The sequence below is a fragment of the Pelistega europaea genome (assembly GCF_013133775.1).
Classification (GTDB): Bacteria; Pseudomonadota; Gammaproteobacteria; order Burkholderiales; family Burkholderiaceae_B; genus Taylorella; species Taylorella europaea.
Genome location: NZ_JABGBO010000005.1, coordinates 63,233 through 75,007 on the forward strand (window position 1 = coordinate 63,233; position 11,775 = coordinate 75,007).

Genomic DNA, 11,775 nt, shown 5'->3' on the forward strand with positions numbered 1-11,775 from the left:
AAGTATTGCTAAATCAGATACTACTCTATACCCTGCTTTGCCATCATGGCTTTACGCCGATCACATGGGGTATCACAGTCACAGACCTTTTCAATACCTAGTGCTGATAATCCTCCACAGCTGCCTTTTATGGCTTTTTTCTTGAAGATATAGCCAACTGCCATTGCACAAATAACTAGTATAAAAAATAGAAATGTAATTGTAAAAATAGCCATGCTGTACCCTATCGTCTACTGTTTTAATAATGCTTTAAAAGCGGATGACATCTTTGTCTCAAACTTATCTCCAGTCTGAATAATAAGAAAAACCGGAAGATGTTCTTTTTCTGCAATGTCTAATGCCTTTTGCTCTCCCAAGACAAATAGACCTGTTGCCAATCCATCTGCTGTCATTGTACTACCATGTACCACTGTGATGGAAGCCAATCTATGGCTTATGGGTGCTAAAGTCTGCGGATTAATGATATGCGATAAACGATGTCCTGTATCGTCCATACGAAAATTACGATAATCCCCCGAAGTCGCCATAGCCATATTTTCCAATGGAATCACTAGTTGATTGGACTGGTGCTGAAGCACACTGGGATGTTCAATACCGATACTCCATGGTTGAGATTGTAAATTATGCCCCTTAGCACGTAGCTCTCCTCCAATTTCTACCAAGTAATTGTTTAGCTGTAACTCATCAAGGTAAAAAGCGATTTTATCCACACCAAATCCCTTGGCAATAGAAGATAAATCAATATAAACACCTGCTGCTTTTTTGCTTAAAGTATTTTGATGGAGAAAAATCTTATCAATACCAATAATAGGTCTGACTTTTGCTAGCTGCTCTGGACTAGGTGCCTTAATAACCTCTTTGTCTGGCCCAAATCCCCACATATTCACAACCGGTCCAACTGTAATATCCAAGGCTCCTTGTGTCACAGCATTAATGCGTATTGCCTCACCAACAACAGTTGCAAAATCTTGGGCAATCGTCATATTACAAGGAGCAGTCTCACTACATCCTGTCATCTGATTAAAGCGACTAATTTCAGAACTAGGGATATAGGTAGACATTTCTTGATTAACTTGTTGTAGACGCTTATCAATTTCCGCTTTAACAGCAACAGGATCCGGCAAAGTTTGCGATGGTTCAACAATATATTTGACGGTATATGTGGTTCCCATAGTCTGCCCTGATAGGGTCACCATTTCTGGTTCTGCCTTTGGCTGACAAGCTGCCAACACCACCAGTCCAAGAGTCAATACTGCATAACGAAATAAGTTAAACGGTTTTAGATGCGACATTATTATCCTGCAGATTCTGTAGTATGATGAGATTCTTTGCTATTTTGCGATGCCATTGCCTGCTCTGGGGTATTTGATTCAGGAATTGCTCCTTGTTCACCTAAAGGCAATTCTTCTTGAACAACATCGTTCTTCTTGTTCTCTGATAGCTGCTCCCCTAACTCCTCTTGCCACTCAAAGACCTCCTGCTCTATATCTGACTTCCATTCAAAGTCCTCTCCCTCCATTAATTGACGCATCTGACGCCGTGTTTCAACATCATTCTCTTTGGCAACTCTTAATAACTCTGCATTTCCCCAGCGAGGTAATGTAGGGTCATAATATTTCGCCATCATCTTAACACTTTCTCTTTCACGATGATAATACAGATTCGATAACTCTACCGCTTTGTCATGTTCTATGCCTAACGCCTGCAAGGATAAGCGACCTGCACGGACTGCGGAGTCAAACATCTCTCGTACAATATCGGCATTAGGCTCTTCACCATGCGAAGCACAGGCTCGATATAGCTCGTAAGTATCCAAGCGATCATAGGCCCGAATTACCATCGGTAAATCAGATCGAATCAAACGTACTTGTTCAGCAATTAATCGTGCCTGTTCTGGTTTGCCTATAGCAATAATCAACAACCTGGCACGTGCAAGCCCTGCTGTTTCTAATAAATCAATCCTAGTTGCATCACCAAAATAAGTCTTGATACCATAACGGGTCATTCTATCCACAATATCTGCATCATGATCAATGACCGTCATTTTGTAACCACAAGCCGCCAACATGCCCACAACCACCTGACCGAAACGCCCCTGCCCTAGTACAATAATGGGATTTTCTTCTTGAATTTCATCTTGCTGTCTTGTGGCAAATGGTTCTCGAATACGCCGCCCCAATCTATCATATAAAATAAAAAACAAAGGGGTAAGCAGCATGGATAAAGCCACAACTAAGGATAAAAGGTTAGCAATATTTGTAGGAATAATATGCTCTCGTGTCACCAGAGAAATCAATACAAAACCAAACTCCCCTGCTTGCGCTAAACTCAATGCAAACAATAATCTACTTCTTCTATCCAGTCTAAAAATCCAGCCCAACGCATACAATATCACCATTTTGATAAGCATCATTCCTAGCGTTAGTGCAAAAATAATACCGATATTATGCAATAACAAATGCATATCCATCCCGGCACCAACCGTGATAAAAAAGAGACCTAATAAAATCCCTTTAAAGGGTTCGATATTATTTTTAAGCTCATGTCGGTAGTCACTATTGGCTAATACCACCCCCACCAAGAAAGCTCCCAATGCTGGAGAAAGCCCAATCAAGCTCATTAATACGGCAACTCCAATCACCAATGTTAGGGCTGTTAAGGTGAATAATTCCCGTAGACGACTAGCAGCAATATAGCGAAATAAGGGGCGACTTAAGTAATGGCCTCCACCCACAATCGCCACCATTGCTAATACCGTCACGGTGACTTTGAGTGTATGGCTAGCCCCCTCTAATAAGTTGAGACTGTCTTCTGCCGATACTTTAACTGGAACACCATGTTTGTGTAATACCACTGGCAGTGCTAGTAAAGGCAACATCGCCAACATCGGAATCGCAGCAATATCTTGAAATAGCAAAACAGCAAAACCACTGCGTCCGCCTGGCGTACTCAGCAAGCCTTTTTCTCCCAAGGTCTGTACTACAATAGCTGTAGACGATAGGGACAAAATACAGCCAATCGCAACCCCAATCTGCCAAGGTTGATTAAATAGCACCGCAATCCCTGTAATAGCTGCGATACTCAATAAAACCTGTAACCCACCCATACCGAGTAACTTGGTACGCAATGCCCAGAGTTTGGCTGGCTCTAACTCTAATCCAATAAGAAAGAGCATCATCACTACGCCTAGCTCGGCGATATGTTGAATCTCATGAGTTTCGCTACTCCCCACAATCCCTAGAATAGGACCAATAGCAACGCCTGCTAGCAAATATCCCAGGACAGAGCCTAGTCCCAGTCGCTTCGTAATGGACACGGCAACAACGGCGGCAAATAAATAACCCAACGCATTGAGTAATAATTCTGTCATGCTAGCAACTCTCTACAACTACATTGATGCTCTATCAACTCTCTCATGTCTATGCTGACAACCACTGTCATTGCCGAGCAGACAATGACTCACATAAAGGCATAAGGGCAAGTCTTCACAATAGGAATGACTTGCCCTCTATCTTATCACTAACCTTGCCTCTTATGAGCTTTTTGAAATCAAGGGAAGTGAATAGTGTTCGCTATGATGGTTTTTATTAGCCACCAAAATCATCTAATAGAATGTTTTCGTCTTCTACGCCTAAATCTTTAAGCATTTTGATAACCGCAGCATTCATCACTGGAGGTCCACACATATAGAATTCACAATCCTCTGGGGCTTCATGATTTTTGAGATAGTTCTCATACAATACATTGTGAATAAAACCTGTGTAGCCTGTCCAGTTATCATCGGGTTGAGGATCCGATAATGCGACATGCCACTCAAAGTTAGGATTTTCTGCTTGTAACTGATCAAAATCCTCGACATAGAACATTTCACGCTTAGAGCGAGCACCATACCAAAAGGAAATCTTACGTTTGGTCTTGAGACGTTTAAGCTGGTCAAAGATATGTGAACGCATCGGTGCCATACCTGCACCACCACCAATAAATACCATTTCAGCATCAGTATCCTTGGCAAAGAACTCACCAAATGGACCTGAAATGGTGACTTTATCACCGGGTTTCAATGACCAAATATAGGAGGACATCTTGCCTGGTGGCACATCAGGATTACGTGGAGGCGGTGTCGCAATACGCACGTTTAGCATGATAATACCCTTTTCTTCTGGATAAGAAGCCATAGAGTAGGCACGCACGATATGCTCGTCTACTTTGGACACATAACGCCATAAATTAAATTTGTCCCAATCTTCATGATACTCTTTAGGAATATCAAAATCTTTATAGTTCACGGTATGAGGATCGGCTTCAATTTGAATATAACCACCAGCACGGAAAGGTACCTCTTCTCCCTCTGGAATCGCTAATTTCAATTCTTTAATAAAAGTCGCTTTATTGTCATTAGAAATAACGGTACATTCCCATTTTTTAACCCCAAATACCTCTTCAGGTAATTGGATAGACATATCGCTCTTCACATTGACCTGACAAGACAGGCGACATCCCTCTTTGGCTTCTCGCTTGTTAATATGCGATAACTCAGTCGGTAAAATATCACCTCCGCCACTCTTAACAATCACTCGGCATTGACCGCATGAGCCACCACCACCGCAAGCAGAGGAAACGAAAATACCTTTGCTCGCCAAAGCGCCCAATAATTTACCGCCAGCAGGCAAGGTGACTGATTTTGCTGGGTCATCATTAATTGAGATGGTAATATCGCCACTGTTAACTAATTTGGATTTAGCGAACAGAATGATTAAGGCCAATGCCAAAATCACCGCTGTAAACATAATAATACCTAAGGCAATTTCCATTCGCTTTTCTCCTTACAACTGAATACCAGAAAACGACATAAATGCCAGAGCCATCAACCCACCACTAATAAAAGTGATACCTAAGCCTTTGAGACCTTTGGGAGCATCAGAATATTTCATTTTTTCAGTGATACCTGCAAGCGCCACAATCGCTAGCATCCAGCCTAAACCAGCCCCTGCTCCATACACCACTGATTCCGCAAAATTGTAATCACGCTGAACCATAAAAGATACGCCACCAAAAATAGCACAGTTCACTGCAATCAGTGGTAGGAAAATCCCCAATGCATTGTAGAGTGCAGGGAAATATTTATCCAAAATCATCTCTAGGATTTGTACAATCGCGGCAATCACCCCAATAAAGGTAATGAATTTTAGAAAACTAAGATCCACCCCTTCGACCAAGGCACCATCTTTGAGTAATAGTGAGTAAATCAACTGATTAACTGGCACTGAAATCGCCAAAACCACTGTTACCGCTACCCCTAAACCAAAAGCAGTAGAAACTTTTTTAGACACAGCAAGGAAAGTACACATGCCTAAGAAGAATGACAAAGCCATATTCTCAATGAATATCGACTTTACAAAAAGTGCAATATAGTGTTCCATGCTTTACTTCTCCGCCTGTTCTGGTCTAAGTGTACGAAGACACCAAATAATCAAACCAATGATAAAGAACGCACTAGGCGCTAATAAAAACAACCCATTGGCTTGATACCAACCACCGTCTTGGATAGTTTGTAAAATGGTAAATCCAAATAATTTACCAGAGCCTATAAGCTCGCGAATAAACGCCACGATAATGAGGATTAAACCATATCCCATACCGTTACCGATACCATCCACAAAGCTCGCTAATGGAGGCTCCTTCATTGCAAAGGCTTCTGCACGCCCCATCACAATACAGTTGGTAATAATAAGCCCTACAAACACTGAAAGCTGCTTAGACAATTCATAGGCATAAGCCTGTAAAATTTGATCAACCAGCGTTACTAGCGAAGCAATAATCGCCATCTGCACAATAATGCGAATACTGTTAGGAATGTAATTACGCATCGCTGAAATAAAGAAGCTAGAGAATGCGGTCACTAGGCTCACTGAAATCGCCATAACAATGGCTGTTTCTAATTTGGTTGTTACTGCTAATGACGAACAAATACCCAATACTTGTAAAGCAATAGGGTTATTCGCAATGACAGGTTCAACTAATAACTGTTTGAGATTTTTAGTTTCTGCCATTATTACTCTCCTGCTCTGAGTTTAGACAAATAGGGTCCATAACCATTTTGGCTAAACCAGTATTTAAATGTACCCTGAACACCTTTGGTTGTCATACTGGCACCTGACAAACCATCCACACCATGCACTGCATCTGCAGAGGCTCCTTTGGCAATACGAATAGCGACATTGCCACCATCATCATAGAGCTTTTTACCCACAAAACGTTGTTGCCATAAAGGGTTAGCAATTTCACCACCTAACCCTGGTGTTTCACCTTGGTCATAGTAGGTAATGCCATTAATGGTATTACCATCAGTTTGTACCGCCACAAAACCATACATGACAGACCATAGACCTGTACCATGCATTGGTAAAACAACTTGATTGACTTTACCTGATTCATCTTTGACAAGATAGACTTCTGCGTATTTAGTACGGTGTCTTAACCCAGCAAAATCCTCGTCGGGATTGATGCTTACTGTCTGCTGAGGGTCCTTGTCAGCGGCTCGCATATCATAGTGATCAAGACCAGCAACATAATCACCCGTTGCTAAATCTACCACTTTGGGCTCAATACGTTCCTGATAAACTTGATTAATATTAATCCCTGGTTTTAGTAAGCCTGCAACACTAAGAATATTCTTTTGTTTATCTAGCTGTTTCTGTGTCTGTTGAACGGGTTTTAAACCGACGACAGAACCTGCTACAACGACAGAACACACCAGGCTCACAGCCAACACGATGGCAACTGTACCACCAAAACTGTCTTTATTGAATTTTGCCATTATGCTCTCTCCTGCTCGGCATTGTCACCGTTACGAGCTTTTCTACGTTTAATATTGGCTTTGACAACAAAAAAGTCAAAAATGGGTGCGAATAAGTTAGCAAATAAAATAGCCAACATCATACCTTCTGGGTAAGCTGGATTAACCACTCGAATCAGCACACACATCACGCCAATCAAAATACCGTACCACCATTTACCAACATTAGTAAATGATGCAGAAACAGGATCGGTTGCCATAAAAATCATACCGATAGCAAAACCACCTAGCACCAAATGCCAGTACCACGGCATAGAGAACATAGGATTAGTAGCAGAACCAATGGCGTTAAACATAGCTGATGTGGCTACCATACCAATCATCACCCCCAGGATAATACGCCATGAAGCAATACGTGCAAATACAATAAAAGCACCACCAATAATAAGGGCTAGTGTAGACACCTCCCCTACTGTACCAGGCATATTACCAATAAAAGCATCAAGCCATGAAATGGGTTGACCTGTAGCGATGTTTTTAAGACCAGCTTCGCCTCCGGTTGCCCATTGAGATAAGGCAGTAGCCCCAGAGAAACCATCAACAGCCGTCCAGATAGTGTCTCCTGTCATTTGGGCAGGATACGAGAAGAACAAGAAAGCTCGCCCTGCAAGTGCTGGGTTCATAAAGTTTTTACCTACTCCACCAAACACTTCCTTGGCCATCACCACACCAAAAGTGATACCCAACGCTGCCTGCCAGAGTGGCAATGTAGGAGGCACAATCAAGGCAAACAGAATAGAGGTAACAAAAAAGCCCTCATTGATTTCATGCTTGCGGATAGAAGCAAATAACACTTCCCAAAAACCACCGACAATGAACACTACGGCATAAATAGGGAGGAAAAACACCGCACCCAATGCCATCTTGCTCATTACACCTGCATCAGCACCTAAGTTGATGCCTAGGCTTGCTGCTAACGCATAATGCCAGTTGCTAGTGATATTTTGATCAAGTAAACCAAACTGATTAATCCCTGCTATCGCTTGAGCTCCCACATTGTACATACCGTAGAACATGGCAGGAAACAGTGATAGCCACACCAAAATCATCATACGTTTAGAGTCCAAGGCATCACGCACATGCAAGAATTTGCGTGTCACATTGCCCGGGGTATACAAAGCGGTCGCTACAGCTTCGTATAAGGCATACCATTTTTCATACTTGCCACCGGGAGCAAAAAGATGCTCTTTTTTCTCTAGGAAATTCTTTAAACCCATGCTTAACCTTCCTTCTCAATCTTGTCGAGAGCCTTGCGTAACAAGGATGCATATTCATATTTACCGGGACAAACAAAGCTACAAAGTGCTAAGTCTTCTTCGTCTAATTCCAAGCAACCCAACGCTTGGGCACTATCTGTATCGCCAACGATTAAATCGCGTAGTAACAATGTTGGCAAAATATCTAGTGGCATGATGCGTTCATAAGTACCAATAGGCACCATAGCACGCTCACTACCATGCATAGAAGAAGTAAAGTTAAAGAGTTTGTTTTTAAGGAAATGACCTAATGTCGTCCGTGTAATCGTGTACTTGTCCGCACTGGGTTTTACCCAACCAAACAGTTCTCGGTGACGGTCTTCTGCAATCACGGAAACTTGCAAATGATAACGTCCCAAATAGTCATGAGGACCTGTGGCAGTAGCACCATGAAGTACTGAGCCAGAAATCACACGATTCTCACCTGATTGCAACTCACCTGCCGTCAAATCAGAGATTTTAGCGCCCAAGACGGTACGCACAAGACGAGGATTCTTGACTTGAGGCCCTGCCAAGGACACGATGCGAGAAGCATCAAGCTCACCAGTAGTAAACAAACGCCCAATCGCTATGACGTCTTGGTAATTAATACTCCAAACGGTTTTCTTGATACCTACAGGTTCAATAAAGTGAATGTGTGTACCTGTGAGACCTGCAGGGTGCACACCAGCAAACTCATGTACCTCAATATTGGTTACTGGAGCAGTGGGAATATCCGCTCCAAAGGCCTTACAGACGTGAACTTTGCGATCAGTAAGGCGACTAATCACAGTAAGACCATGCACAAAATCATCTTTACGCTCAGCAACAATAACAGTAGGGTCTGCTGCGAGAGGATTAGTATCCATCACATTGACAAAAATCGCCGCAGGTTGAGCATCAATCGCCGGTACCTTGCTAAAGGGGCGTGTACGCAATGCTGTCCATAGACCAGAAGCGATTAAATTGGCACGCACTTGCTCATTGCTTAACGCTACCAATGATGCAGCAGGATAACGCTCAAAAACGACCTGTTCATCTCCTTGTACAGAGATAACCACGGATTGCAATACTCGCTTCTCTCCACGATGAATAGCTACTACCTGCCCTGCTGCAGGTGCCGTATACACAACGCCAGGATTTTTCTTGTCTTCAAAAAGGACCTGCCCTTTTTTGACAACACTTCCTTCTTGAACTTTCATGGAAGGACGCATCCCTACATATTCCTCACCGAGCAAAGCCACCTCTGTAACAGGGTTAGCATCATAGATAACTTGCTCAGGTTTACCTGCGATAGGTAAATCTAAACCTTTTTTGATTCTAATCATGTGTCTGGGTTAATGTCGTTAATTGATAACTCCCCATTGTAACCCAATCAGCTATTTCCAGCACGAAAAACCTTGTCAATTATTTAAATTTGATGAATTGCTCTTTATCTGTGCAAATTTATATGTAAAAAACAAGGCTCCTGCTTATAAACAGGAGCCTATCCCTCTCATTTATACTCTCTAATAAGTAGATTCTCTGAGAGGCTTTTTATATACGAAAACAAAGACCACCAAGTTATTTTTGATAACGCTCTGCACTCGCTTGGATTTCTGCTTTGGCAGCATCAGGACCTGCCCAACCAGTTACTTTTACCCATTTACCTTTTTCAAGGTCTTTGTAATGTTCAAAGAAGTGTTGAATTTGTTTTAATTCAGTTTCAGGTAAATCCTCTACAGATTTAATATTGCTGTACAGTGGGTAAAGTTTATCAACAGGTACTGCTAGTAATTTAGCGTCTTGACCTGCTTCATCTTCCATTTGTAATACACCCAATGCACGGCATTTAATTACTGAACCCACTTGTACAGGGAATGGGGTCTTAACCAACACATCAACAGGATCACCATCAAGTGATAATGTTTGAGGAATATAACCGTAGTTGCATGGGTAATGCATTGCTGTCAACATGAAGCGGTCAACAAATACTGCCCCACTTTCCTTGTCTACTTCATATTTAACAGGATCAGAATTCATAGGAATTTCAATCACAACATTGAATTCTTCAGGTAATTTAGAACCTGCAGGAACATTTGCTAAACTCATTTTTCTACCTTATAAAAAGTTGATAAAAGGGATTAAATCACCGATGACTGAACATATCACATCACCATGGTGAGCATATCTTGACCCTATTCTATTGCTTAAAACAAGTGAAGAAGGTCAAACGGTATAATACTAGCCAAACTGGCTTTGTACTGTATCAGCACTCAGTAATATGGCAAGTACTTTGCACTATTCCTTGTTGGCATGGATACCAGGAATAGGAGCGGAATCAAAAAATTCGTCATCGGTTTTCTTATCAATAATACCACGCCCTGTCTCAACCTTATTCGCAAGAAAATGATCATCCAGCTTCTTAAGGTTTTTTACATCAGGTGGTACCTCGGGATCGTTACTAGTATCTGCCGCAGCCAATACACCGCTATTATCAGTAGCTGTAATAACAGAAGAACCAGATGCCAAACGCCAATGCTGCATTGCCTCTTGAGGACGTCCTTGACGGTCATTGAGCACCCCTAATAAGGCATGAACCTTGGCATTTTCTTGGAGATGCAGACTCTTGGTCAAATAACGCTCCGCTTGCCCCCATAATTTAGCCATTAAACATAACTGACCAAGAACACATAACAACTCAGCACTATTTTCATTGACCGATAACCACTGCTGAACTTGATGAATACGATCATTAAGCTCAGAATCCGGGCATTTGACATACTGTGCTAAAAGGCGAGAATCTAATTGACGATTCAAGGCCAATTCTAATGCTTCTCGAGACTTACGGTATTCCTCTAGCTGATCATAACGGGTAGCAATGGTCAACGCCACATCTGCAATCGCTTTTTCCTCTCTACTGAGGGCTTGATAAAATGCTGTGGCCTCTTGATAGGAGGCATTGGCCATGTAAATAGTACCGTAGTGTTCCACCAAAGCATGGAACTCATTTTGCGTCAAGGCATACTTACGCAGCAACTGACGTGCCACATCAAACATTTTTAATGTATCACCTGTCTGACGGTATGCCCGTAAAAAAAGTTGTAAGACGTGAGTACTTTTAGCATCAACTGTTTTCACAAAAGCAAGATGCTCCAAAGCCGCTTGACCATTGCCCTGCTCTAGCAACAACTCTGCTTGTACTGTTGCCACCGCCGCCTCCAACTGAGGGGTAGATTGACTTTTCTGACGAGCTTCTTTTAACAAGGCATCTCGTTTATCATAATGTGCTAAATTATGTGCTGCTCTTGCCGCTGCCAAGCTCGCTACAATTTGGCGTTTAGCATCCTTAGTATGGTCAACTAAACGCAATAGATTTTTTTCAGCTTTATCACTACGCCCTTCGAGTAACTCAATCCAGCCTCTCTCAAGCAATAGAATATCTTTATCTGTATGACGTTTATCCGACCACTGTGATACTGCTTTGGGAAAGCTGAGAATCTTAGCAATTAAGCGTACCACAACATAAAACACAGCAAAAATAACCAATAAGCAAAGAATTGCTGTGAGTAAAGACATTGTACGACGCTCATCACCTGTAATAAGCATCACCACATCGGTATTGTTTCTGAGAAAGAACACTGCAAGGATTGCCAAGCCAAACAGAATTAATAATTTGATAATTGCTCGCATAGTTTTTCCCTT

The 11,775-nt window shown here is 42.1% G+C and carries 11 protein-coding genes; all 11 read right to left on the reverse strand.

Going from position 1 to position 11,775, the window contains the following annotated elements:
- Positions 1 to 20: 20 nt before the first annotated feature.
- On the reverse strand, positions 21 to 215 hold the full coding sequence (nqrM, locus tag HKX40_RS05675; protein WP_171588603.1) for a (Na+)-NQR maturation NqrM: 195 nt from the start codon (positions 213 to 215) through the stop codon (positions 21 to 23).
- 15 nt (positions 216 to 230) lie between these two features.
- A complete protein-coding gene (locus tag HKX40_RS05680) occupies positions 231 to 1,292 on the reverse strand; it encodes an FAD:protein FMN transferase (RefSeq protein ID WP_171588604.1) in 1,062 nt (353 codons plus the stop codon).
- Between the two features lie 2 nt (positions 1,293 to 1,294).
- On the reverse strand, positions 1,295 to 3,370 hold the full coding sequence (locus HKX40_RS05685) for a monovalent cation:proton antiporter-2 (CPA2) family protein (RefSeq protein WP_171588605.1): 2,076 nt from the start codon (positions 3,368 to 3,370) through the stop codon (positions 1,295 to 1,297).
- A 217-nt stretch (positions 3,371 to 3,587) separates the two neighbouring features.
- Complete coding sequence (gene nqrF / locus HKX40_RS05690) at positions 3,588 to 4,811, reverse strand: NADH:ubiquinone reductase (Na(+)-transporting) subunit F (RefSeq protein ID WP_171588606.1); 1,224 nt, start codon at positions 4,809 to 4,811, stop codon at positions 3,588 to 3,590.
- Positions 4,812 to 4,823: 12 nt separating this feature from the next.
- On the reverse strand, positions 4,824 to 5,420 hold the full coding sequence (gene nqrE, locus HKX40_RS05695; RefSeq protein WP_171588607.1) for an NADH:ubiquinone reductase (Na(+)-transporting) subunit E: 597 nt from the start codon (positions 5,418 to 5,420) through the stop codon (positions 4,824 to 4,826).
- A gap of 3 nt (positions 5,421 to 5,423) precedes the next feature.
- Positions 5,424 to 6,050 (reverse strand): NADH:ubiquinone reductase (Na(+)-transporting) subunit D, encoded by a 627-nt coding sequence (locus tag HKX40_RS05700; protein ID WP_171588608.1) that lies wholly within the window; start codon positions 6,048 to 6,050, stop codon positions 5,424 to 5,426.
- A gap of 2 nt (positions 6,051 to 6,052) precedes the next feature.
- A complete protein-coding gene (locus HKX40_RS05705; protein ID WP_216605182.1) occupies positions 6,053 to 6,817 on the reverse strand; it encodes a Na(+)-translocating NADH-quinone reductase subunit C in 765 nt (254 codons plus the stop codon).
- The gene (locus HKX40_RS05710) at positions 6,817 to 8,073 is read right to left on the reverse strand and encodes an NADH:ubiquinone reductase (Na(+)-transporting) subunit B (RefSeq protein WP_171588609.1); all 1,257 of its coding nucleotides are present in this window, start codon (positions 8,071 to 8,073) and stop codon (positions 6,817 to 6,819) included. Before HKX40_RS05710 ends, HKX40_RS05705 begins: the two co-directional genes overlap by 1 nt.
- Positions 8,074 to 8,075: 2 nt before the next feature.
- Positions 8,076 to 9,419 (reverse strand): Na(+)-translocating NADH-quinone reductase subunit A, encoded by a 1,344-nt coding sequence (locus HKX40_RS05715; RefSeq protein ID WP_171588610.1) that lies wholly within the window; start codon positions 9,417 to 9,419, stop codon positions 8,076 to 8,078.
- 235 nt (positions 9,420 to 9,654) lie between these two features.
- The gene (gene ppa, locus HKX40_RS05720) at positions 9,655 to 10,182 is read right to left on the reverse strand and encodes an inorganic diphosphatase (protein WP_171588611.1); all 528 of its coding nucleotides are present in this window, start codon (positions 10,180 to 10,182) and stop codon (positions 9,655 to 9,657) included.
- Between the two features lie 189 nt (positions 10,183 to 10,371).
- Positions 10,372 to 11,763: a heme biosynthesis HemY N-terminal domain-containing protein gene (locus HKX40_RS05725; protein ID WP_171588612.1), complete on the reverse strand. Its 1,392-nt coding sequence runs from the start codon at positions 11,761 to 11,763 to the stop codon at positions 10,372 to 10,374.
- Positions 11,764 to 11,775 lie beyond the last annotated feature (12 nt).

Bases quoted from the DNA above. Each gene is read 5' to 3' on its own strand.
- HKX40_RS05705 (WP_216605182.1), bottom strand. From the start codon at position 6,817: ATGGCAAAATTCAATAAAGACAGTTTTGGTGGTACAGTTGCCATCGTG.
- nqrM (WP_171588603.1), bottom strand. From the start codon at position 215: ATGGCTATTTTTACAATTACATTTCTATTTTTTATACTAGTTATTTGT.
- HKX40_RS05725 (WP_171588612.1), bottom strand. From the start codon at position 11,763: ATGCGAGCAATTATCAAATTATTAATTCTGTTTGGCTTGGCAATCCTT.
- HKX40_RS05700 (WP_171588608.1), bottom strand. From the start codon at position 6,050: ATGGCAGAAACTAAAAATCTCAAACAGTTATTAGTTGAACCTGTCATT.
- HKX40_RS05710 (WP_171588609.1), bottom strand. From the start codon at position 8,073: ATGGGTTTAAAGAATTTCCTAGAGAAAAAAGAGCATCTTTTTGCTCCC.
- ppa (WP_171588611.1), bottom strand. From the start codon at position 10,182: ATGAGTTTAGCAAATGTTCCTGCAGGTTCTAAATTACCTGAAGAATTC.
- nqrE (WP_171588607.1), bottom strand. From the start codon at position 5,420: ATGGAACACTATATTGCACTTTTTGTAAAGTCGATATTCATTGAGAAT.
- HKX40_RS05685 (WP_171588605.1), bottom strand. From the start codon at position 3,370: ATGACAGAATTATTACTCAATGCGTTGGGTTATTTATTTGCCGCCGTT.
- HKX40_RS05680 (WP_171588604.1), bottom strand. From the start codon at position 1,292: ATGTCGCATCTAAAACCGTTTAACTTATTTCGTTATGCAGTATTGACT.
- HKX40_RS05715 (WP_171588610.1), bottom strand. From the start codon at position 9,419: ATGATTAGAATCAAAAAAGGTTTAGATTTACCTATCGCAGGTAAACCT.
- nqrF (WP_171588606.1), bottom strand. From the start codon at position 4,811: ATGGAAATTGCCTTAGGTATTATTATGTTTACAGCGGTGATTTTGGCA.